The following is a 23,083-nucleotide window of genomic DNA, read 5'->3' on the forward strand; positions in this document are numbered from 1 at the left end:
TTAAGGCGTGATTTTAGTTTCATAAAGAGGATTTATAATGAGAACTCAATTAAAACTAACCAGCTTGGCTATGTTGGTTGCTTGTAGTGTGGCGGGAACGGCACATGCAGCAAAATGGTCTGATGCTAAGCAAGTATTTAACGTATATGAACATGATCAGTCATTACTTCCTGTTGCTGGTTACTTATCTAACTGGGGTGTGTATGAAAGAGGCTTCAATCTCAATGATATTGAAGGGAAGTATGATAAATTAGTGTATTCCTTTATGGGTCTGTGTGGTTCAGGCGTAGGTGACCCAACCAATACTTCCGCTGTAAATGCTGTAGCTAGTGTGTGCTCGAAAAATAACTATCCGGATTTTACGATCGTATTCACCGATCCGAATTCAGATTATTTGACAGATTATGGTAGTGGTAACGGTTATTGGAATAGTGAGATACAAGGTGGCGCGAGCTTCGAAACCGGACAACAATATGCGGGAGGTCTCATTGCAGTACTGAGAGATATGAAAGCGAAGGACCCTAACTTAGAGTTAGCGTTTAGCGTAGGTGGTTGGTCATTGTCTGAACCATTTTCTCGTATGTCTGCAGATCCAAAATCTAGAAAAGTATTTATAGATAGTGCTATCAAATGGTTCACTTTATATCCTATGTTTGACCAGATTGATATTGACTGGGAATATCCAGGTGGTGGAGGTGCTAGTGGCAATTCATGGTCAGTTGATGACGGCAAAAACTACACTCTGTTGATAAAAGAGCTGCGCCAAGCTTTGAATCACCACGGAATGCCAGAAAAGAAAATTGCTATTGCAGCGGGAGCACCAGCAACCAAACTTGCAGCATCCAATATAAAAGACTTAATCGATAATGGCTTAGATTATGTTCATTTGATGACTTACGATTTTATGGGTGAGTGGCAAGACAAATTAGCTCATCATACAAATCTCTCCGGTGATATATTTTCAGGTGACGATACTTTTCATTCAGCAGAAAAGTCGATTGATTACATGATTGATGTTCTGGATGTACCTTCGACAGCCATTCAAATTGGTTACGCTAATTACAGCAGAAATGCAGGTAGAGTTGATCTTCAGAGTGTATCACCTCTTGTGGGTACTTTCGTACCGAATAGTTCGACAAATAAAAGTTACGATGTTGGTGTATCAGAGCTTTACGATTATGCTGATAATCTAGTTAGCTATAAAGCTTCTGGTGTTGTAGGTATGAACGGCTATGAAATGTACACAGATACTGATGCAAATTCTGATTTTCTGTTTAACCCAAATACTAATCAATTCTTGAGTATTGATACACCGCGAAGTGTTTATGCAAAGGCTGCATATGCTAAAAAGAAAAATCTGGGCGGTGTTTTCAATTGGATGGTAGACCACGACCCTGGTTATCATGTTAATGCTGCACGTGAAGGCCTTGGTTACCGTATAGTAAATACCAAACTAGATATGACTAACTTAATTTCCTCTTGCGGTTTAATTGACACAAATGGTAGTAAACTATCCGAAGCTGATTGTAAGACGTTAACTGGTCTTGTCGACAACGAAGTACCGGAAGTACCGGAAGTACCGGAAGTACCGGAAGTACCGGAAGTACCGGAAGTACCGGAAGTACCGGAAGTACCGGAAGTACCGGAAGTACCGGAAGTACCGGAAGTACCGGAAGTACCGGAAGTACCGGAAGTACCGGAAGTACCGGAAGTACCGGAAGTACCGGAAGTACCGGAAGTGCCGGAAGTACCGGAAGTACCAAATGATGACCAATGGGATGCAACAAAAGTGTACAGAAGTGGTGATGTTGTACAGTATGCAGACAGGAGTTGGGAAGCTCAATGGTATGTAAAGGGTGGAAACAATCCAGAAGTTACCTTTAATAACGATAAGTGGGGTGTTTGGAGACCAGTAACTTCAGAAGACCCAAATACTCCAGAAGTTCCTTCTGAACCATCGACTCCTGAAACAACAGCATGGGACTCTACGCTTATTTATAAAGGAGGAGAAACTGTGACATACGCTGGTAGTGAATGGAAAGCCCAATGGTATATCCAAGGTGGTCAAAATCCGAAAACAACTTATGAGAATGATAAGTGGGGAGTTTGGCGCCCAGCCAACTAATTACAATAAAAATTCTTGTATCTAAATCGAAGCCAGCTCATTTTGCTGGCTTTTTTCTTCCTAGCGCATGACATTTATTAATTTTAATTAATCCTATATTTTACATTGCTTTGAAGTACGGTGGCAGTATGTAGGTTGTTGAATTGCCCCTTTATCTATATAAGCTTTGGAGTTGCAATTGCATTAATTAACTTTAATTCTTATTTAAAGGAAAAACTCTAAGAGATTTTGATGCTTAGCTGTAATTTACCATGTAAATTACAGCTAAATTAACCTTTTTTATTAGGTGTTATTGCATAATGCCGGTAACGTACACAGCGTTTCGGTACAGAATTGGTTTAATTCTATTCGACTCGTTTTTTAGATATTTTAAGAGAAAATCTATGATTAAGCTTAGAAAAACACCTAAGGTACTTTCAACTTTACCTATGTTCTTGTTAATGAGCACTAATGATGTATTTGCCCACGGTTGGGTTGAATATCCTAGTGCTAGACAAAATACATGTTATTTAGATGGAGGTTTTTGGACAGGTCAACTTCCTAATCAAGCGTGCCAGCTTGCGTTTGACATGTCTGGCGCTTATCCATTCGTGCAACGTAATGAAGTTGCAATCAATATCGTCGATTACAATGATATGGATTCAGTTAAGTCTGCGATCCCAAACGGTACACTTTGTTCAGCCGGGTCAAATGCTAAAGCTGGTTTGAATATCGCATCACCTCATTGGCAGAAAACCCCAATAGCGTTAGACGATAACAACAGATTCGAGTTGGTTTTTAATGCTACTGCACCCCACAATCCGTCTTTCTGGCAATTCTATTTAAGTAATGAAGATTATGATCATAGCCGCCCTCTTAATTGGGAAGATTTGGAGTTGATAGACACAGCAGGAAATGTACAGGTAGATGAGGATAGAAAGTACAGAATCGAACTAACCCTACCAGAGGGACGTTCTGGTGATGCTGTTTTATATACCCGCTGGCAACGCAATGATGCCGCTGGTGAGGGTTTCTATAATTGTAGTGACATAACTTTTTCGAGTGGTCAAGTGCCGCCAGGTGAAGATGCAACACCTGATGAGCCAGAAGGCAATTATCTTGTAGATTTAGGCTACTTTCTAACTACAGAATTTCCAAGTGTAGATATCGGTGATACGGTTAGATTCCGAACATTTAACAAGCATGGTATTGAGACTACCGATGTCCGTTTAGATATATCTTCACCTAACCTAGATAATTGGCCTGCGGTACTAGCTGCAAAGTTCAATGAACAGAAAGAAGGAAAGTGGTTTGTTGGTATTTGGCACGAAGCAATGAATCATTATATGTTCGATACAAGCAACATTTTTTCGAATAAAGTCTTTGCTAATTCGTCGAATCCAAGTTATCAATTATCATTGATAAAAGCAACGGAGCCACAGCCTCCAGAGGTAGATCCTGAGCCTCCAGTGACTGGTCACCCTAGTTGGGATAAAAATAAAGTATATAACGATGGTGATATTGTTGAGCACAATAACTCAATATGGGTAGCTCAGTGGTGGACTAGAAATGAGGAACCAGGAACAACTGGCGAATGGGGTGTATGGCGTATTCTGGAAAATGAATCTGTACCCCCTACTGCTCCAGAAGTACCAACAGAACCTGAAACACCCTCCATGGAGTGGCAAGAGTCCAAAGTCTATAATAATGGCGATTCTGTAACATATAACGGTGAAATCTGGACTGCATATTGGTGGACGCAAGGTGATATACCAGGTACAACTGGCGAATGGGGTGTTTGGAGAAAATAATGCCTCGAGAGTAACTTTTCTGTTGGCTCCATAAATTGGCAATTTTCTTTGCTTTTCTCACTAAGCCACTTTATATAAAGTGGCTTAATTGTAATTGATGATTTCTTGTTTAAATAGCGATTAATTAAAAATTGATTTGTAGCTAGGAGGCACTTCTTAAATATATACTTAATATCGGGTTTAAATTGACTAAGAATTGATTTTATTAATAACAACTCCCCGTGTTAGATAGAAATACTAAGATGGTTTAAATCGGAATTTTAGTTAAAATTGGCTTGATTAAGTAGGTGCCTTTAAGTAGAAGTTAAAAATGAATTTAAAAGAAATTATAGATAAACTAAATTTATCTCATGATAATAATACTACTCAAGTTATTATGCTTGGTAATGATGCTGCTTATATAGCATCGAAAGGGAAAGAACTTAAAGTAACGACTATTCCTTTTGTTAATGGCGACTGGGAAGGGGCACTTGTAAATTCTTTAAATAGTGAGGTTTTTACCGGAAACAGTTTACAACTTATTGTTTGTGCTAAACATTACCAAGTCTATCAAGTAGAAAAACCAAATATTCCAGAGAGCGAATGGTCAGAGGCCTTACCATTTTTACTTAAAGACTTAGTCTCTGAAAGAGAGATTACTGCGAGTGCCGTAGCCTTGCCTGGTTCGAACAAACTGCAAGTGTATATATTGGCAAAAAAAATATTAGATAAGTTGATTGATATCGCTCGTTCAGCGCAAGTTGAGTTAAAAGAGATCGTGCCAGAAGATGAAGTCTGGTGTCATAGTGCTAGTGATCTGTCAAACTTCATTCTTTTACAACGTAGTCCTAACTCTAATTTCAAGCTAAGGGCGTTTGTTGAACATACTATTTTTTTTCAAAGAACTATTCGTGGTGTTGAGTCTTCTCTAATTGAAGGTAAATTTAATACTTTACAGCTAGAGAGCCTTGCTCTCGATCTTCAACGATCGATAGATTACTTGTCTTCACAAATAAAAGATAAGCAACTTAATCAACTAAAAATTTGCTGTGATGATGTAAATGAGGATGAGTTACAAATTGCGTTAAACAATACGTTAAGTCCAACAGTTTCGCTGCTAATAGAGGGTGATCGCGAAAATACTGAAAATTTGTTGGTTCAGTTTGCAGCTAAAATAAAATCTTTCAAAGTAAACCTTTATCCAGAATATTTAAAGCCGAGAAAAGACTATTTTAGTCTAGCTAATTTGGCCACGATCTGGGTCGTTATTGGCATGTTTTCACTTGGCTGCCTCCTTGTTATGGACTATCAAACCTCCCAAATAGATATTGAATTGACTGCGCTACGACAAGAATCAAACCACCTTAGTAAGCAGATTAACCAATTGAACAGTGAGTTAACTCAACACAAACCTTCTCTTGACAAAGTTGCGGCAGTTGACCGCCTAAAACGCGAATATCAGGCTAAAAGAGAAACATTAAATGCTGTCAGTCAATACGATGAATCTATGCAAGTTGGTTATTCTAATATTATGAATTCTCTAGCTCAACTGGGCCGCAGTGACCTTTCCCTCTCTCACATCTATATGACCCATGACACGTTAGACTTAAGTGGTTTGGCTCAAAATGCCAATGTTATCCCTAATTGGGTTGGCCAATTTAAAAATGAACTCAATCTTGTTGGTCGTTCTTTTGAAAAACTAATAATTGGTCGTAATGAACAAGATATAGTGACCTTTGAACTGAATACACGCAGGGAAAGTAAGTAATGCAGCAGTGGAAACAGCTTAGTGATTATTTCGTTGTATTAAGTCGAAGAGAAAAGTTGCTGTTAGTACTGAGTAGCTTCGTTGGTTTCTCGATGTTGCTATTTACTTTAGTGATCGAGCCAGCATACCTCGATCTAAAAACAAAAAATATACAGATGACTAGCTTGATTGAATCCAATCAGAGACAGCAAGGTGAATTACTTGTTATGCAAGCTAAATTGAGCAAAGACCCTAATAAAGAGTTGATGCTCGAATACAAAGAATTGATGAAAAAGAATCAAGATCTGTCCGATGAGCTTGCTGGAATGCTTAGTGGGCTGGTATCACCGTCTCAAATGTCGCAATTACTTGAAAGTGTACTCAATGTAAGTAATGGGGTGAAATTGGAGTTACTTGAATCACTAGAGCCAGAAGCGATTTCAAATAATAAAGAGACCAGTGAATATTCTGGCTATTTTATTCACCCAGTTAGAATTGAACTGACAGGTGGTTATTTTGATATTGTAGTTTACCTTCAGACACTAGAGTCTTTATCCGTTCGTTACTACTGGCGTACTTTTGAGTACACGGTAGAAGAATATCCTAAAGCTCGATTTATATTTGAGGTGTATACCCTAGGTAATAGACAGGAGTTTATTGGTGGTTAGAGTTCTTTTCGTGTCTCTGCTGTTTTGCAGCTCATCGGTTTTTTCGGCGCAAGATCCAACCGCACCGCTAGGGTGGTTGGTTCCAAAAGAACAGAAAGCAGCACCTGTGAAAAAGACCCCAACTCGCTATCGCGTCCCTTCATTACAGAGCATAGTGTGTAAAGGAGAGAGCCCGTGCTATGCCATTTTGAATGGTCAGGTTGTCTCGCAAGGCGAGATGGTTCGTGGGTATAAAGTAAAAAAAATAGATTCAGAATATGTCACTCTTCAGAGAAATACTCAGCAATGGAAGTTAGAGCTGTTCTCTTCAGATATTAAAAAGAATTAAGTTTGGGTAAAGACATGTATAAACTTATGGTAGTAATCCTAGCATCATCTTTAGTCGGTTGTTCTATGGGCCACCGTGACCCAGTAGAGATCAAAGCGTCTTTAAATGAATCCATTAATGAAGCCAATAGCCGCGCACTGAGTGAGCTTCCTTCATCGGTTCAAGACGATCTTATGCCGCAATTTGACGATGATCCAATGTCGGCAAATATGGAGACGGTTAAGCGTTTTCGTATTCAAGCCAATCGCGTTGATGCTCGAGCTTTCTTTGCAAGCTTAGTCAAAGGGACGGAGTTTAGTGCCGCAATTCACCCAAGTGTTACGGGCAACATTACCGTTAATTTAACCGACGTTACTCTGGATGAAGTGCTGTCTGTCGTACAAGATCTTTACGGCTACGATATCGAGAAGCGCGGCAAGGTTATCCAAATCTTCCCTGCTGGCTTGCGCACCGTGACTATTCCTGTTGACTACTTGCAGCTCAAGCGAGCAGGTCGTTCATTGACGACGATTACAACAGGGACGATCACGAACTCAGACTCGAATTCATCGAATTCTTCTAGCTCTAGCTCAAGCTCTAACTCAAACAACGCTTCTACATCTTCAAACTCTTTGTCTTCGACAGGGGGCACTGAGATTGAAACCACGTCTGAGAGTGATTTCTGGCCTCAGTTGGAAGCGGCGGTGAAGCATTTAATTGGTAGTGGCAATGGACAAAGCGTTGTTGTGACACCTCAAGCAAGTGTGATTACTGTTCGCGCGTACCCTGATGAGATTCGTGAGGTTCGTCAGTTTTTAGGTGTTTCTCAAGAGCGCTTACAACGTCAAGTTATCTTGGAAGCTAAGATCTTGGAGGTCACTCTAAGCGATGGCTACCAGCAAGGTATTAACTGGACCGAGATGTTCTCATCTAATGGTACTAATTACACCATAGGCAAGGGTAACATTGTTAAAGATACAGCGGGTGTCATCACTCCTAGGACGCTACCTGGACTTGATCCGGTTGGTGCGCTGCTCGGTGGTCAATCGAATATTGTTGTCTCTGGCGGTAGCTTTGAAGCGGTATTGAGCTTTATGGGTACTCAAGGCGATCTGAACGTACTATCTAGTCCACGAGTAACGGCATCCAACAATCAAAAAGCGGTGATCAAAGTCGGTACCGATCAATACTACGTGACGGACTTATCGAGCTCTGTAGGCAGTGGCGACAACGCTAATGTTGCACCAGAAGTTGAACTAACCCCATTTTTCTCTGGTATTTCTCTCGATGTTACGCCTCAGATTGATGACACAGGCAACGTGTTCCTTCATGTCCATCCTGCAGTTATTGATGTGAGCGAGGAGACCAAGTCTCTAAACCTCGGTTCAACAACAGGCATCGTCGAATTGCCGTTAGCAAGAAGCTCGATCCGTGAGTCAGATTCGGTGATTCGTGCACGAAATGGTGATGTTGTTGTGATCGGTGGATTGATGAAATCTAACTCCAGTGATATGACTTCTAAGGTGCCATTTTTGGGTGACATCCCTGTACTTGGTCACTTGTTCCGAAATACCAGTCAGTTGACGCAAAAAACTGAGCTAGTGATCTTACTAAAACCGACAGTTGTTGGTGTGAACACATGGCAAAGTGAGCTTGAGCGTTCACGTGATCTTCTGCAGCAATGGTTCCCTGATGAAGAGTAATCCGCAGTTTTACGTAGTGGCGTCGTCACAGAGGTGATTAGTGATGTATCAAGCTCACTTTGGTTTTGAACAATCGCCATTCTCTCTAACGCCAAATACGAAGCTTTTTTATGGCTTAGCTCCGCATTTTGAGGCTATTCAAATGGTCATATCGGCATTAAACATGGGAGAAGGTATCATAAAAATAACCGGAGAAGTTGGAACAGGTAAAACGATGGTGTGTCGGATGTTGGTCAATCATCTAAAAGACTTCACAGCCCTAATTTACTTGCCAACGCCCGTGTTTTTGGGCTCTGAAGTACATAATGCTGTTGCAAGCGAGCTTGGTGTAACTGTTAAAAACAAAGTTGTATCGTTAGATTCTATTCAAAATAAGTTGATTGAATTGCATAACTCAGGTCTTAGAGTTGTCGCAGTAATTGATGAGGCGCAAGCCCTCTCAAATGAAGCGTTAGAGTCACTGAGGTTGCTTGGTAACTTGGAAACTGGAAAACAGAAATTACTTCAGATTGTAATACTCGGGCAACCTGAATTGGATGTTCGACTAGAAGCTTATGACCTTAGGCAATTTCGTCAAAGAATCACTTTTAGTTCTTGTTTGCGAACACTGAATCTTGATGAGACTGTTGCCTATATCGACAACCGAATCAGCAAATCTGGTGGTGCATCAACCCTATTTAGTTTGAACCATAAGAGGGCGATTTGGCGTTCAAGCAGAGGTGTTCCTAGGCTAATTAATCAACTGTGTCATAAAGCACTGTTAATGGCCTTTAGCGAGCATAAGCAGGCCGTCGAAAATCAGCACCTATTTTCAGCGATGCATGAAACCTACGATGTATCAAAACCTAAGTTTAAGAAGCCAATTTTGTGGGGTTGGAGTGAATCATGAGTACCATAAATAACGCCTTATCAGAATTGGCTAAGAAAGAATCCAAAGTAGCGATTGAAGCTGCTGAAGTACCAAAGATAAAAACACGCTCTCCATTGCTGTGGGTAACGGCTGGCTTCTCATTGAGCCTGGCTATGGGCGGATGGGCTGTGTCTCAAGGGCCAAGTGTGGAGTCCGGTACGGTTGAGCTAAGCCGCGCAGTGAATGATGAGGTAACTGCAACTAACGTTGTTTCATCTCCTGTATTAGCAGAGTCACCGACGAAAAAAATCGTGTCTGCAGAATCACAACCTGCGTTTGAAAAAGCGTTAGCTAAAACGGCTGTAAATGGTAAACCTGCGACGGCAACAAATACTTCGGTTGGTGCGGCATCAGAGCCGGTAAAAGCGAGTCGAGCCAACGTCAGTGTCGCAAGAACTACCGATACTCCGACGGTGACAACATCAAAACCAGTGTTATTGGCAAGCGCGAAAACAACGCATGCTCAGTCGAAAAAATCAGTAGCTCAAGCGAAACCGTTAACAGCCGAGAGTGCAGCCACTGCACAAGAGAACGCAAGTGGGATCGTTGTTGAGCAAGTTGATCTGACTCCGGAGCAATTGGCTGCAAATGCCGTTGGCCGAGGTAAGAAGGCACTTGATGCCAATAATCTAGAGGGTGCTCTGCAAGGGTTTACAGAAGCGCTGCGCTATACACCACGCGATGAAGAAGTCAGACAGAAACTTGCGATACTCTATTTTGGTAAGGGTGAAACACGCAGAGCCTACGAGCTTTTGCAAGCGGGTATACGCTTGAACAACGACAGTGAAGCCTTGCGATTAGGACTATCAAAACTGTTAGTCAAAGCAGATCAAGCAGAGGCGGCACTTAGCCCGCTGTTGTATTTACCAAGTAATGTATCCAAAGAGTACCTTGCGATGCGCGCTGCGCTAAGCCAAAAAGCTCAGCGAGAAACGATCGCGCTAGAGAGTTATCAAAAATTGACGGAGATAGAGCAAGACAACGCGCGCTGGTGGTTAGGTTTAGCTATTCAGCAAGAGCGTCAATTGATGTTTGAAGATGCAAAGCAGTCTTACCAAAATGCGTTGGTTCGTGTCGGTATCTCATCACAATCTCAAAGTTTTATCCGCGATAGGCTAAAAGTTATCTCAGACCTAGAGGGCACCAAGAATGCAGGTTAGATTAAGAAAAAGACTCGGTGACCTATTAGTTGAAGAGGGCATTATTACTGAGGCGCAAGTTGACCAAGCACTTGCCGCTCAAAAGAGCTCAGGCAGAAAGCTAGGTGATACGCTTATTGAGCTCGGATTCTTGTCTGAGCAACAGATGCTGAGCTTCTTGTCGCAACAGCTTGATATTCCTCTTATTGACTTAAGCCGTGCTGCGGTTGATGTTGAAGCAGTCCAACTGCTTCCTGAAGTGCATGCGCGACGTCTTCGTGCGTTGGTTATTGGCAGAAAAGATGACATGTTACGTGTCGCGATGAGTGATCCTGCGGATCTGTTTGCTCAAGAAGCTCTGCTTGGTCAATTAGGCGATTACGCGCTTGAGTTCGTGGTTGCCCCTGAACGCCAGTTGGTTGACGGCTTTGACCGTTATTATCGTCGTACCAAAGAGATCGCCTCATTTGCTGAGCAGCTGCATGCTGAGCATCAAGTGAATGGAGCTTTTGATTTTGATATCGCTGAAGAAGATAGCGATGAAGTTACCGTTGTTAAGCTTATCAACTCACTGTTTGAAGATGCGATTCAAGTTGGCGCTTCCGATATTCATATTGAGCCAGATGCCAATGTATTGCGCTTACGTCAGCGTATTGATGGTGTGCTGCACGAGACACTGCTTAACGAAGTGAATATCGCGTCTGCACTGGTTTTACGTTTAAAACTGATGGCAAACTTGGATATTTCTGAGAAACGTTTACCACAAGATGGTCGTTTTAACATTCGTGCCAAAGGGCAATCGGTGGACATTCGTATGTCGACCATGCCAGTGCAGCACGGCGAGTCGGTGGTGATGCGTCTACTTAACCAATCGGCGGGCCTACGTAAGTTAGAGTCTTCAGGTCTTCCAGTCGATCTCTTGGTTCGTTTGCGCAAACAGCTGCGTCGACCACACGGTATGATCTTGGTAACGGGTCCAACAGGTTCAGGTAAAACCACCACGCTTTACGGTGCGCTGAGTGAGCTCAATGAGCCAGGTAAGAAGATCATTACCGCTGAAGATCCGGTGGAATATCGTTTACCACGTATCAACCAAGTACAGGTTAACCCGAAAATTGACCTCGACTTCTCAACCATTCTGAGAACCTTCCTGCGTCAAGACCCAGACATCATCCTAATCGGTGAGATGCGTGACCATGAAACGGTCGAGATTGGTCTGCGAGCTGCATTAACCGGTCACTTGGTATTAAGCACCCTTCACACGAACGATGCTGTTGATAGCGCTCTGCGTATGATGGATATGGGGGCTCCAGGTTACTTGGTGGCTAGTGCCGTGCGTGCGGTAGTGGCTCAGCGATTGGTTCGTAAGGTGTGCAGCGACTGCAAGGTAGAAGATGATCTAGATGATGCGCGTAAACAGTGGCTCAGTGAGCGATTCCCCAATCAGGTTTCTGCGTCATTCGTAAAAGGTCGCGGTTGTCAGAACTGTAACCTCACCGGTTATCGTGGCCGAATTGGTGTCTTTGAAATGTTGGAGCTTGAGCAAAATATGATGGATGCCCTTCGCGCTAATGATGCGGTCGGTTTTGCTCAAACAGCAAGACGCTCTGAAAGTTATAAAACACTGCTCGCATCGGCGATGGAACTGGCGTTGCAAGGGGTAGTCAGCCTAGATGAAATTATGCACCTTGGTGAAGGTGACGCTTCAGGCTCGGCAGAACCAATCTTGTTGTAGAGGTGTAGAGTATGCCTACTTATCGTTATGTTGGTCGCGGTTCCGACGGTCGTCAGGTTTCCGGACAATTAGAGGCGAATAGCGAAGAGCTCGCAGCTGAGAGTTTGATGGGGAAGGGGATCATCCCAACTTCAATTAAACCGGGCAAAAGTGGTGAATCTGTGCTGGAGATGGATGTCTCTAGCCTATTCTCACCTAACGTTCCGCTCGAAGTTTTGGTGCTTTTCTGTCGTCAGTTATACAGTTTGACTAAAGCTGGTGTTCCTTTGCTACGCTCTATGAAGGGCCTCACACAGAACTGTGAGAACAAGCAACTCAAAGCTGCACTTGAGGAGGTGAGTAATGAGCTCACCAATGGTCGCGGTCTTTCAGCATCGATGCAGATGCACCCTAAAGTGTTTAGTCCGTTGTTCGTCTCTATGATCGGAGTCGGCGAGAACACGGGTCGACTGGATCAGGCTCTGCTTCAACTCGCTGGTTACTATGAGCAAGAGGTCGAGACTCGCAAACGAATTAAAACTGCAATGCGTTATCCTACCTTTGTAACAAGTTTTATTTTGATTGCAATGTTGATACTGAACATCAAGGTTATTCCACAATTCTCAAGTATGTTTACACGGTTTGATGTGGATTTGCCATTGCCAACTCGCATTCTAATTGGTACGTCTGAGTTTTTCGTCAACTACTGGATGTTGATGGTTGGCGTGATTGTGGGTTTGATTTTCGCGTTCAAGGCTTGGGTGAAAACTGATAAAGGCTTGGAGACGTGGGATAGATTCCGCCTCAAGATGCCAGTGATTGGTGGGGTTGTTAACCGAGCTCTATTGTCGCGCTTTTCACGAACCTTTGCTCTGATGCTTAAAGCGGGTGTGCCACTGAATCAATCTTTGGCGCTATCAGCAGAAGCGCTGGATAATCGATTCCTAGAGTTGCGTGTCCAAGAGATGAAATCAGCGATTGAAGCGGGCAGTACAGTCTCTTCAACCGCGATTAATAGCGAGATTTTCACACCACTGGTGATACAAATGGTCTCAGTGGGGGAAGAGACAGGTCGTATTGATGAACTGCTTCTCGAAGTGTCGGACTTTTATGACCGAGAAGTGGATTACGATTTGAAAACCCTGACAGCGCGTATCGAACCAATTTTGTTGGTAATCGTCGCTGGCATGGTGTTGATACTGGCTCTGGGTATTTTCTTACCGATGTGGGGCATGCTCGATGTCATCAAAGGATAAGTAATGTTTGAAGGATAAATACTTTATTAAATCTACGTCAATAACGTAGTTTGTATTTAAGTAAATTTATATAATAAATGTGGATAAATACGAGATGAATGCATAATAAATCGCTATGTATAAAATACATTTCGACGAATGTGGTTATACTAGAGTACTTATCTGATGATAATTGGTTAATTTGAAAAAATGAATAGAAATAGGAAAGGCTTTTCTCTAATCGAGTTAGTGGTAGTCATTGTAGTAATAGGTCTGTTGGCGTTGACTGCGTTACCCCGCTTTATTAATGTAACAGAAGAAGCAAAAAAATCTAGTATTGAAGGTGTGGCTGGAGGGTTTGCTACAGCTGTTTTATTGGTAAGGACACAGTGGATGGCCGAAATTCAACCTAATATTAATGAAAATAAAAATCAGTATAATATAGTCAATTATGATGGAGTTAAAATTTTATTAACAAACGCTGTTGATGAAAAAAGTGTTGAGACGGGATTCCAAGATGGATATCCATGGGTTATCTATGAAGGTCATATAAATACACTTCATAATATATCAGATAGAACCTGTTCTAATCTAATGGAGGGACTTTTACAAAATCCTCCTAAAGTTGCCCCTGCTACGGATATTAATGGTAATGGCGTATACAAATATATGGCTAAGTCTGACTCTAATAATGCAACGTGTACTTATGTACAATTGGCGGCAAATACAAGGCATAAGTTTATTTATGAACTAAAGACTGGTCGTGTAACAATAGAATTACAATAAAGGTTTAATAGTGATAATAAATAAAATTAATTCTGGTTTTACGCTGATAGAAATGATTGTAATTATAATCATTTTGGGTATTTTATCTAAATCTGCCATAGGTTTGACCTCCGGTGTAAGCGACTATTCTGTTTACTCTTCGCAAGAAAAAGTAATTTCTATTATTCGTCAAATTCAAGTGAATAGAATGCAATCAAATGTTTCAAATCCTAACGATAATTTACGTATTGTTATTTTAAATGATTGTTTAGGTTCAATAAAAGCATGTCATCTAGACTTATCAAATAGTGTTCAAAAATTAGAAGCAGAAGCACGTAGTGATTATATACGCGAGTCAAATATAAATTTCTCTCCAGATAATATTATCATAGATTTTGACCTTTTAGGTAATCCATCTACCAACTCAAGCATAAACATTACAATCAGCTCAATTGGCAGCAACAATAGCTCCCAAGTTTGTATTAACTCTCAAGGTTATGTTCACAAAGGAGCTTGTTTATGATTCGAAAACATGGATTTACATTAATTGAAAGCATTATTGTAATTATTGTATTGGGAATATCGATGGTGACAATAACTGGGTTTTTAGCACCCCAAGTAGCAAACTCAGGAATACCACAATATCAAAGTCGAGCAGCGGCTCTTGGACAGAGCTTAATGAACCAGATTATAGCTCGTGATTTTGACGAACATAGTGATTTTAATAATGGTGGATTACGTTGTGGGGATATAGGTTTCGTTGCTTGTTCCTCCCCTATGGATCTTGGTGTTGATGGTATAGAAATAACGCCTGCTTCTTTTAATGATGTTGATGATTATATAGGGTGTTGGTATACAAGTACCACCGAAGCGGCTTGTATATCACCGGTAAAATATCCACTTGTTAATGTATTAGATGAAAACATGGAAGATAGTTATGCTAATTTTCGGGTCGAAATCTCTGTATTTTACGATAGTAATATGGATGGTATTGATGATGGTACTATTGGCAGTATGAAACGTGTCGAGTTAGAGGTTTTCGGCGGTAAAAATCGTTATAGCATCATTGCTTACAAAGGAAATTATTAATGAAGCAACGTGGATTTACCTTAATTGAGATGGTTGTAACGATAGTCATTGTCGGAGTGATTGGACTAACAATATCAAGCTTCATTGAACATAGTATGAAAGGTTATGTCGCTACTATTGATAGGCAAAAAGTGCAAGTAAAAGGTCAATTTGTAGTTGAGAAAATGTCGCGGGAAATCGCTCACGCCGTACCAAATAGTTTCGAGTTTAGTATACCAACTAATTCTGTTTTTCCACAAAAGTGCCTTACTTTTTACCCTATAAAGTATTCTGGTTTTTACGAACTTGATGAAATGGCGAATGATTTATATTTCATTATAGGCCAAGATTCACCAAGACTGGAAGCAAATGATTTCATTATTATCAATCCAACAAATCATTCTGAGTTTGTAACTGGTTCAACTAAGCGAATTTCACTATCAGGCTTGGTTTCAATCAATAATGTTTTTATTTTTCCTTCTGTAGGCTCAATTAACCACTCAGTTGCTAAGCGACATTATGTATTTGATGAAAACTCTTCAGTAAGATATTGCTTGGTGAACGATACTAATTCAAATCAAGGTTTAGTTAAACGCAATGGTGTTACGATTTCAGATAGCATAAATTATAATAAAAGCAATTTTCGTTTCGAAGAACCGAGCCTACAAAGAGGTGGTATAATACACATCGAATTAGTTATTGAGCAAAACAATGAAGTAAGTGTTTACCAACAAGATATTAAGGTACTAAATGCGTCGTAGAAAAATCTCTCAAAATGGTAGTGTTTTATTCGTTGTACTCTTTATTATTTTGGTTATAGGTTTTCTTGTGAAATCTCTGTTACAAACACAATGGTCAAACCATGATTCGTTGACGCGCAAGCATTTAGGCACGCAAGCATGGTTCATTGCACATTCAATGAATGAATATGCGCTTACTCAGCTTTTCCCATTAACTACATCCGCTGGGGGGGGAGCAGACGTAGGTGCAATATGTAGAGGGTTAAGCGCTAATCAAATTAATGGAAGTGTATCGGATATATGTTATGTCGATGAGTTGAAATGTCATGAGTTTGGAGAGTTAAAAGGCAATATGCTTATGAAAATTACAGCAACAGCAACGTGTGGTAGTGACATTTTTCATGTGCAAAGAATTCAAGAAGTATGGGTTAGGGAGTGATGTTTATGAGAATAAGTATAGTTTATACACTGGTTCTATTTTGGATACTTTCATATACTATCGCTTTAGCTAATGCCAATGATAAAAATATAACATTATCTAATGATATTTGTAATTTGACACCTCATGTAATCCAATCTTGGCAAGGAAATAGTAGTCTGACTTGGACCTCTAATACCAATAACATAAGAATTGAAGGTACTTATCAGTCTAATGGGCATGTTGGTATATGGGTTAATCCTCATAACCCTACAGTAACACCAAAAAGACAATGTGACGGAAAAGAGTGTATTGAGAATCCTTCACTTTATATAAATGAGCCACCTATAGTAGATCTGGATTTGCCTAGCGGTAATAATATTGATGCTGGCTGGCAAGAAATTGAATTGGCAAATGGTAAATATAATAGAGTATCTTCCGGTGGTTCAGGGACTATCAAATTTACGGGTGATACTTACTATATTGAGAACTTAGTTATTGGCGGTAGCAGTAAAGTCATTTTATCAAAAAATACTAAACTTTACGTTAATAGATTTGAGCTATCTGGTTCTGCTAGACTAGAAAGTAATAATAATTTACTACATATCTGGGCGGAAAATTATCGGGGGAAAAGTGCTCTAGTCCAAGTAGATGAGAGTATAAACGCACTTGTTTTTAGTAGAGACAAAGTAATTGTCTCAGGTGGTAACGGGGTTATAAATGGACGTGTAACGGCTAAACATGTAGAAATTAAACCAGATGGAAAAATTATCGATGATGGTCAAAAATGTGAATCAGAAAAACCAGAGTTAGAGTTGAAGTTCATACCTAAGAAAGAATTCTTTTTATTGTGCGAGTCGCCATTGGCGACAATTGTTGTAACAGATGCACAAGGGAAAGAAGTTTCAGAGCAAGTTGATGTGAACATTTCTATACCAATAGGTACTAGTATTAGTGCTGTAATTGAAGGAAGGTATAATGGGAATAATTCTTATTCGACAAACTCGTCTGGCTTATTAATTATAAGATTAGAGTCAGATACTATAGGTACATATAGAGTTGAAGCTCATTTAGTAGCAGATCCTAGTAAGAAAGATTTTGGTGATTTTTTAATTTCACCATATAAATTTGAAGCGAGTGATGTATATGCGATAGCCGGTCTTGAGGCCCGATTCGATCTGGAAGTATTAGCATGCAAAAATGATCAAGTAACTCGTGTTTCTGGTTATCAAGGCTCAAAAAACTTAAATGTTTCAGATTTTTCATTAGATGTCCCAACAATTAATCAGGGTGCAATCCAAGGAAGCCTATCAGTAAATAGTAATACTAATTGGGCGTCATCAACAGTTACTTTTAACTTTGACCATTCAGCAAAAGCGAGTGGCTCTATCGTTTACGAAGAAGTTGGAAAAGTAAGTTTCAAACTTTCAGATCCTTTTTTTGAATGTCCAAAGGGGTATCAATGTACTGATAATAATGGCGAGAGCTGGAGCAACCTAGAGGGTATCGTTGATGTTTATGTAAGGCCCTGGCAATTTGCAATATGTACCGATAAGAATTCTGATGGGAATAGCTGGATTGGAAATGCATTTGTTGCTGCCGGTGAAGAGTTCGAGGTGTACGCTAAGCCAATTAAATTTACAAATAATATTAGTCAACTTTGCACCAATAACTTAGTGACTAAGAACTATAGGTTATCTGACGCTAAAGTAGATGTCGTATATACGCTTGATAGTCCAAATAACAATGGAGCTATACTCGGAAACCTGTCATCAAGTGGTAACCTTAGTCAATCTAGTGTCGACATTATGCCTCAAGATCATGGTTATAAATTTAGTAAATTGAAATATTCAGAGGTTGGTAGTTTTAATTTCATTGTTAATGAAACCGGGCACTTTTATGGATCGATTCTGGGAGGGCTTTCAGGAGAAAAATCAATAGGTCGTTTCTATCCCAAATATTTTCTTCAAGGTAACCCCGAATGGAATGTAGCAGGGCAAAACGACATAGCTTATTTAGGTCAACCTTATGACTCAACAGTACATAAGCTATATCCAATGGCATCCGGTGAAATAACTATTGATAAAGCTTTAAATAACTATAGATATTTTGATCCGACCTTACAGACCGGATTTGGTGTATTAGATGATAATAGCGTTGACAATTTGTTTTTACTCGACACAAGGGCAGGATCTTGGAATGAATATCGTAAATATTGGCTTTTAGTTGACCGATCATCCATTCTTCGCCGAGTGACAGACTCGAATAAAGTGAGTCGAAAAGATACACCTTTTAATACTTCTGACCCTAGCTCAACCTCAACCAATTTCGGTTTCGTGTTTATTGATAGCGTTGATCCGGTTTCCTTCTCAGACGACTATAATGTTACTGACTCTGTAGTGTTTTTGATTCAACCTCCGGCTCGATACGGTCGGATGGTACTTCAAGACACGGGCGGTAATTCAAATACAGTAATGACCATTCCATTAAAAGTTGAATTTTGGGACGGAAATAAATTCGTTATCAACGTTGATGACGGAAACAACATAAGTCAGTCTCTGTCTAGTAGTTTTAATAGCGAAAATTATTGTAAGCAGCTAATTTGGAGTGGAGACAATAGGGGCGATACTTCAATTTTATTAAATGGCAAGGGTAATGTTTCAGATGGTCAAGGAAAATTGTCTGCCACACAAACCACCATTGTGGGTGGTAAAGCACTACGCGAACAGGCTCGCTTTTGGTTACGGATGGACGACGCAACACCTTTGGCAAGAATTAATGAAAATCCTATAGTCTGCTCTGGTAGTCATCAGAACCAACCTTGGCTACGCTATAACTGGAGGCAACTAGGAGATGAAGATCCTTCAGCTCTTATCACCTTTGGTATATCACGAGGTAGTGACCGTGTGATTTATAGAGGCGAACAGGGGATGTATGGTAGATGATCAAATAGAGTAAAATATGCGATATAACATATAAATTAAGCTTTTTTAGAGAAATATATAGCCAGAAAGATTACCTTTGCTTTGATTTCGAAAGATGTTTCCGTGTTATTTGCTTGGAAAGTATCTTAATTTGAACCTCATATTTGGTATTCGTAAAAATGAAAATTGCAAAAAATGGTTTTACACTCATTGAATTGGTAGTAGTTATTGTTATCTTGGGTATTCTTGCCGTTACTGCCGCGCCTCGCTTCTTAGACCTACAATCAGATGCACGTGCAGCTACAATGAAAGGATTAAAAGGCGCTATGGCAGGTGCGGCTGGTATAGTATATGGTAAATCAGCAATACGAGGAGTAGAAAAAATCGAAAATCACACCGATCAAGATACAGGGATTGTTCTTCGTTATGGATATCCAGAAGCATCTAGCTTAGGTATAGGTCAAGCTGTTCAAGGTCTTGAGCAAAATGGTGATTTTTTGGAGATTCCGTTACATGTTAGTGCTTCTTCAAATACTATTGTGTATGGTTTAGCGCCCGTAGCCATAGATAGTACATGTATTGTTACTTATACTGTAGACGACCAAGGAAATGATGCACCGACGATTACGTCGCCTGAAACTCAACATTGTTAACTTTTTTTGTTGATCGATTGCTAACTGCCGCTTAATGTGTGGCAGTTAGCATTTTGGACTTAATAATCTAAAGTTTCTTTTACATGTGTATTCTTCGTGACGTGCATGACCGAATGTTTCTATCTATTAATCTTCATTGCAAATACTTTAAGTTGGTAATCTATATTCTAAGGTTTAACTAAAACAATTACTTGTTTATAGACATATAACCGTTGTTTTATGCAATTATTATATAATAATGATGTATCCCGGCAAGAAGTACTAAAATAATTGGTCGATTATTGCTCAGTTTTTTACTGTATAGGAGCGTTTATTTCTATTATTTATAGAAACTTTTAACCTATAAAGATAACTTCGTCTTATTACAGTAACTGTAGTAATACCAATCACAGTAAATAAGTGATCAAAAAAATGCAGGAAAAAGGCTTGAGAATAACGCAGAATTTTTCGATGAATAGTTATTCCACAATCAAAAATTCTAACGCAGTTATAGAGCATTTTAATTTTCAGCCCTAAACCACCTACTTCAGTAGGTGATTATCATTCAGTTAGGCTTTGCCTATAGTTCTACCCATGTTAAATGCTCCCTTGATTTTTAGCGAAGTCAAAGAGGACAAATAACATGAGTAGATACAATCAAGCTTCCCACGTATTTTGGAGATGTCAATATTACATAGTGTGGACGCCAAAATACAGATTTAGTATCTTGAAAAACAATGTAGGTAAAGAAGTTTATCGGTGTATAAATGTTTACTGTAATCAACTTGGATGTGAAGTTGTTGAAGTGAACGTCCAAGTTGACCACGTGGACTTAGTCGTAAAGGTTCCACCCAAGTTATCAATATCCAAGTTGATGGGCGTATTGAAAGGCAAAATAGCCTTAAAGCTTATCAGTAAGTTTCCATATTTGAGGAAAAATAAGCTTTGGGGTAACCACTTTTGGCAAAGGGGCTATTTTGTCGATAGCGTAGGAATTAATGAAGAAATCATTCGACGTTATGTAAGGCATCAGGAGAAGAAAGAGCGCGTGGAACAGCAACAGTTAGCACTGGACTAAACAAAGGGCCCCCTTTTAGGGGGCTCACACAAAGCACCTTCTTTAGAAGGTGGTAATTTACAAGCTAGGGTGAGCAACTATTTACTACGGTTGGTATAATTATTAACTAATAATGATATTTGATTGTGATGTTGATTCAAATTCCCCAGTTTTGAAGGTGCTAATTTATCTTTTTTTATTATTTTGGTTGATGTTATTGATATGTTTCATATTATAGAAATAATTAATTTGGTGTTTACAAGGTAGATTATGGAGAACAAAAATAAGCGTTCATTCAATCAAATTCCGGTATATGCAATCATTGTTTTGACAACTCTTATACTGATGTTTGATAGATTTAAACATAAATTAGAAGGTAGTTTGGATGGTGATTTTAAATATGTCGCTTTGTATACGGAAGCTTTGCTGTCTGATTATGCTAATATTATAAAGAATATAGAGAATATAGAGAATATAGAGAATATAGAGAATATAGAGAATATAGATGTAAGCAATTTTTATTATGAAGATATTACTATAGAACCCGAGGACGAAGATTACACTATTTTGTCAATCGTTGAAAATTTACTAGACAAAAGAAAGTATATCGATAATGGAGGTGTTATATTACCGCATAACGAAGTGGTCTATTCGCACATTCCTTATGTTCTAGAACGTGAAACTATGGAGTTTTCAAGTTTTTGTGACAAGCTTAATATTTGTGTCAGTGAATCACACATAAATGGTGTTTATAATATAAATAGAATTAAGTTTAGCCGACCATATGAATCAGCTGCTGGTGGATATGTTTTGATGATTTATGAGAACGTGCCTTATCAAAATAATAAGATAGCTACCTATTTCTTGAAGCTTGAATTATCCAAGAGTTCTTATTTAAATAATGTCGTTACCATTGAAAATACTGATTATACAAATAAAGAAATTAAATTCAGATTAAGACCTTTGGAAAAGCATGACTCTTTATTTTCATTTAAGATAAAAAATGAGTTAACCATCCGAGATAAGAAAGTCTATTACGACGCTAAAATACCTTTTAGTCAAGTTTTTGAGCCAAAAGATATAACTCTTAGTCTTATGGTTGGCTTAGTGATAATTTGGTCGTTTTTTGTATATAGTTCAAAAAAGAGAGTAATTAGTGATTTTTTGAAAATTAATGAGCATGCTTATATCGACGCGCTGACTGGAGTATATAATAGAAAATATTTTGATAAGCTCAAACAAGACTTTCATACGTTAGATGATTTTTTCGTAATATCGATAGACGGCAACAAAATAAAATATATCAACGATACTTATGGACATAAGATCGGAGATGATGCAATAAAAATTATCGCACAGGCTCTTAGTCGTAATTTTAGAAGTAATGACTTAATTTTTAGAATCGGTGGCGATGAATTTTTGGTTATTGTTGTTGAATGCAATGAATTAAGAAACGTACATGGTGTAATGAACAGACTTATTGAAAATCTTAAAGTTTGTGAAGTGATAAAAGGCGAATGTGTTTCCGTTTCTTATGGTGTTGCATCTTCAAAAGAGTCTTCCGATATTGATACGTTGATAGGCATATCAGACTCAAGAATGTATAATGATAAAAAAGGGCATTGCGTTATTGGTTAGTGTAGTTCTGATTACATATAATAAGTACTACATTCATAGGAAGGTGTAGCAAAGTTAAGCGATTGGTTATTCTCGTCAAAGAAACAAGAAGTAGGTACGTCCATGACCAGGTATTTCTATTGCTGTTATTCAAGAAAACTGCCGTTTTTGTAATCAACTGCACCTTTACACAAGATTAAGGCATCGCGGGGTTAGTGATGCCGTTGCCTAGATTACGAGTGCTTATTTCAACTAGACGAGGCATAGGAAGCCTAAAGAATAAAAGATAAATCATTGATATGACTAGCTCTGGTGTTCGATAAACAAGAACTTATACTAAAGTTCTTTAAAGTTGACATATAAAAACGCACTAAGCACTTTCAAAAAATTACGCCAAAACAAGTAACATCGATACCTTTTGATCTAACCAATTTTGAATTGATATACGAAGTTGACGATTAATGTTCATTTTCAGTTAGGAATAAAAATCAACCTTGGCTTTGTTACGCAAGGAGAACTCGATATAAACGAATGATTGCTCATAC

Annotated in this window: 19 protein-coding genes; all 19 read left to right on the forward strand. The window is 39.3% G+C overall.

The window, feature by feature from the left end; translation table 11 throughout:
• Nucleotides 1-37 precede the first annotated feature (37 nt).
• Entirely contained in the window at nucleotides 38-2,125 is a 2,088-nt protein-coding gene (locus tag AC6I7V_RS19405; RefSeq protein WP_498011938.1) for a glycosyl hydrolase family 18 protein, read from the forward strand.
• Nucleotides 2,126-2,508: 383 nt separating this feature from the next.
• Entirely contained in the window at nucleotides 2,509-3,915 is a 1,407-nt protein-coding gene (locus AC6I7V_RS19410; protein ID WP_498011939.1) for a lytic polysaccharide monooxygenase, read from the forward strand.
• A gap of 310 nt (nucleotides 3,916-4,225) precedes the next feature.
• Nucleotides 4,226-5,662, forward strand: a complete 1,437-nt coding sequence (locus AC6I7V_RS19415; protein WP_498011940.1) for an MSHA biogenesis protein MshI — start codon at nucleotides 4,226-4,228, stop codon at nucleotides 5,660-5,662.
• Nucleotides 5,662-6,309 carry an MSHA biogenesis protein MshJ gene (locus tag AC6I7V_RS19420; RefSeq protein WP_498011941.1) on the forward strand — a complete coding sequence of 216 codons (648 nt, stop codon included), beginning with the start codon at nucleotides 5,662-5,664 and terminating at the stop codon, nucleotides 6,307-6,309. The genes AC6I7V_RS19415 and AC6I7V_RS19420 overlap by 1 nt, the downstream gene beginning before the upstream one ends.
• The gene (locus AC6I7V_RS19425) at nucleotides 6,302-6,637 is read left to right on the forward strand and encodes an MSHA biogenesis protein MshK (protein WP_498011942.1); all 336 of its coding nucleotides are present in this window, start codon (nucleotides 6,302-6,304) and stop codon (nucleotides 6,635-6,637) included. The genes AC6I7V_RS19420 and AC6I7V_RS19425 overlap by 8 nt, the downstream gene beginning before the upstream one ends.
• Nucleotides 6,638-6,651: 14 nt before the next feature.
• On the forward strand, nucleotides 6,652-8,319 hold the full coding sequence (mshL, locus tag AC6I7V_RS19430) for a pilus (MSHA type) biogenesis protein MshL (RefSeq protein WP_498011943.1): 1,668 nt from the start codon (nucleotides 6,652-6,654) through the stop codon (nucleotides 8,317-8,319).
• A 43-nt stretch (nucleotides 8,320-8,362) separates the two neighbouring features.
• The gene (locus AC6I7V_RS19435) at nucleotides 8,363-9,208 is read left to right on the forward strand and encodes an ExeA family protein (protein WP_498011944.1); all 846 of its coding nucleotides are present in this window, start codon (nucleotides 8,363-8,365) and stop codon (nucleotides 9,206-9,208) included.
• Nucleotides 9,205-10,389, forward strand: a complete 1,185-nt coding sequence (locus AC6I7V_RS19440; RefSeq protein WP_498011945.1) for a tetratricopeptide repeat protein — start codon at nucleotides 9,205-9,207, stop codon at nucleotides 10,387-10,389. Before AC6I7V_RS19435 ends, AC6I7V_RS19440 begins: the two co-directional genes overlap by 4 nt.
• Nucleotides 10,379-12,103: an MSHA fimbrial ATPase MshE gene (gene mshE / locus AC6I7V_RS19445; protein WP_498011946.1), complete on the forward strand. Its 1,725-nt coding sequence runs from the start codon at nucleotides 10,379-10,381 to the stop codon at nucleotides 12,101-12,103. The genes AC6I7V_RS19440 and mshE overlap by 11 nt, the downstream gene beginning before the upstream one ends.
• Nucleotides 12,104-12,114: 11 nt before the next feature.
• Nucleotides 12,115-13,338 (forward strand): type II secretion system F family protein, encoded by a 1,224-nt coding sequence (locus tag AC6I7V_RS19450; RefSeq protein ID WP_498011947.1) that lies wholly within the window; start codon nucleotides 12,115-12,117, stop codon nucleotides 13,336-13,338.
• A 189-nt stretch (nucleotides 13,339-13,527) separates the two neighbouring features.
• Nucleotides 13,528-14,103 (forward strand): prepilin-type N-terminal cleavage/methylation domain-containing protein, encoded by a 576-nt coding sequence (locus tag AC6I7V_RS19455; protein WP_498011948.1) that lies wholly within the window; start codon nucleotides 13,528-13,530, stop codon nucleotides 14,101-14,103.
• A 52-nt stretch (nucleotides 14,104-14,155) separates the two neighbouring features.
• Nucleotides 14,156-14,605, forward strand: coding sequence for an MSHA biogenesis protein MshC (locus AC6I7V_RS19460; RefSeq protein ID WP_498012381.1), 450 nt, complete (start codon nucleotides 14,156-14,158; stop codon nucleotides 14,603-14,605).
• Nucleotides 14,602-15,171 (forward strand): type IV pilus modification PilV family protein, encoded by a 570-nt coding sequence (locus AC6I7V_RS19465; RefSeq protein WP_498011949.1) that lies wholly within the window; start codon nucleotides 14,602-14,604, stop codon nucleotides 15,169-15,171. The genes AC6I7V_RS19460 and AC6I7V_RS19465 overlap by 4 nt, the downstream gene beginning before the upstream one ends.
• Nucleotides 15,171-15,911 (forward strand): prepilin-type N-terminal cleavage/methylation domain-containing protein, encoded by a 741-nt coding sequence (locus tag AC6I7V_RS19470; protein ID WP_498011950.1) that lies wholly within the window; start codon nucleotides 15,171-15,173, stop codon nucleotides 15,909-15,911. The genes AC6I7V_RS19465 and AC6I7V_RS19470 overlap by 1 nt, the downstream gene beginning before the upstream one ends.
• The gene (locus AC6I7V_RS19475; RefSeq protein WP_498011951.1) at nucleotides 15,901-16,329 is read left to right on the forward strand and encodes an MSHA biogenesis protein MshP; all 429 of its coding nucleotides are present in this window, start codon (nucleotides 15,901-15,903) and stop codon (nucleotides 16,327-16,329) included. The genes AC6I7V_RS19470 and AC6I7V_RS19475 overlap by 11 nt, the downstream gene beginning before the upstream one ends.
• A 5-nt stretch (nucleotides 16,330-16,334) precedes the next feature.
• Nucleotides 16,335-19,253 carry a hypothetical protein gene (locus tag AC6I7V_RS19480; RefSeq protein ID WP_498011952.1) on the forward strand — a complete coding sequence of 973 codons (2,919 nt, stop codon included), beginning with the start codon at nucleotides 16,335-16,337 and terminating at the stop codon, nucleotides 19,251-19,253.
• A 158-nt stretch (nucleotides 19,254-19,411) separates the two neighbouring features.
• Nucleotides 19,412-19,885: a type II secretion system protein gene (locus AC6I7V_RS19485; RefSeq protein WP_498011953.1), complete on the forward strand. Its 474-nt coding sequence runs from the start codon at nucleotides 19,412-19,414 to the stop codon at nucleotides 19,883-19,885.
• A 622-nt stretch (nucleotides 19,886-20,507) separates the two neighbouring features.
• On the forward strand, nucleotides 20,508-20,942 hold the full coding sequence (tnpA, locus tag AC6I7V_RS19490) for an IS200/IS605 family transposase (protein WP_498011954.1): 435 nt from the start codon (nucleotides 20,508-20,510) through the stop codon (nucleotides 20,940-20,942).
• 249 nt (nucleotides 20,943-21,191) lie between these two features.
• Nucleotides 21,192-22,559 (forward strand): GGDEF domain-containing protein, encoded by a 1,368-nt coding sequence (locus AC6I7V_RS19495; protein ID WP_498011955.1) that lies wholly within the window; start codon nucleotides 21,192-21,194, stop codon nucleotides 22,557-22,559.
• Nucleotides 22,560-23,083 lie beyond the last annotated feature (524 nt).

This window comes from Vibrio sp. KUL70, assembly GCF_059725515.1.

Coding starts and splice junctions, on each gene's coding strand:
- AC6I7V_RS19405 (WP_498011938.1), top strand. CDS start 38: ATGAGAACTCAATTAAAACTAACCAGCTTGGCTATGTTGGTTGCTTGT.
- AC6I7V_RS19455 (WP_498011948.1), top strand. CDS start 13,528: ATGAATAGAAATAGGAAAGGCTTTTCTCTAATCGAGTTAGTGGTAGTC.
- AC6I7V_RS19485 (WP_498011953.1), top strand. CDS start 19,412: ATGAAAATTGCAAAAAATGGTTTTACACTCATTGAATTGGTAGTAGTT.
- AC6I7V_RS19475 (WP_498011951.1), top strand. CDS start 15,901: ATGCGTCGTAGAAAAATCTCTCAAAATGGTAGTGTTTTATTCGTTGTA.
- mshL (WP_498011943.1), top strand. CDS start 6,652: ATGTATAAACTTATGGTAGTAATCCTAGCATCATCTTTAGTCGGTTGT.
- AC6I7V_RS19450 (WP_498011947.1), top strand. CDS start 12,115: ATGCCTACTTATCGTTATGTTGGTCGCGGTTCCGACGGTCGTCAGGTT.
- AC6I7V_RS19415 (WP_498011940.1), top strand. CDS start 4,226: ATGAATTTAAAAGAAATTATAGATAAACTAAATTTATCTCATGATAAT.
- AC6I7V_RS19440 (WP_498011945.1), top strand. CDS start 9,205: ATGAGTACCATAAATAACGCCTTATCAGAATTGGCTAAGAAAGAATCC.
- AC6I7V_RS19420 (WP_498011941.1), top strand. CDS start 5,662: ATGCAGCAGTGGAAACAGCTTAGTGATTATTTCGTTGTATTAAGTCGA.
- AC6I7V_RS19435 (WP_498011944.1), top strand. CDS start 8,363: ATGTATCAAGCTCACTTTGGTTTTGAACAATCGCCATTCTCTCTAACG.
- tnpA (WP_498011954.1), top strand. CDS start 20,508: ATGAGTAGATACAATCAAGCTTCCCACGTATTTTGGAGATGTCAATAT.
- AC6I7V_RS19480 (WP_498011952.1), top strand. CDS start 16,335: ATGAGAATAAGTATAGTTTATACACTGGTTCTATTTTGGATACTTTCA.
- mshE (WP_498011946.1), top strand. CDS start 10,379: ATGCAGGTTAGATTAAGAAAAAGACTCGGTGACCTATTAGTTGAAGAG.
- AC6I7V_RS19470 (WP_498011950.1), top strand. CDS start 15,171: ATGAAGCAACGTGGATTTACCTTAATTGAGATGGTTGTAACGATAGTC.
- AC6I7V_RS19460 (WP_498012381.1), top strand. CDS start 14,156: ATGATTGTAATTATAATCATTTTGGGTATTTTATCTAAATCTGCCATA.
- AC6I7V_RS19410 (WP_498011939.1), top strand. CDS start 2,509: ATGATTAAGCTTAGAAAAACACCTAAGGTACTTTCAACTTTACCTATG.
- AC6I7V_RS19495 (WP_498011955.1), top strand. CDS start 21,192: ATGGAGAACAAAAATAAGCGTTCATTCAATCAAATTCCGGTATATGCA.
- AC6I7V_RS19465 (WP_498011949.1), top strand. CDS start 14,602: ATGATTCGAAAACATGGATTTACATTAATTGAAAGCATTATTGTAATT.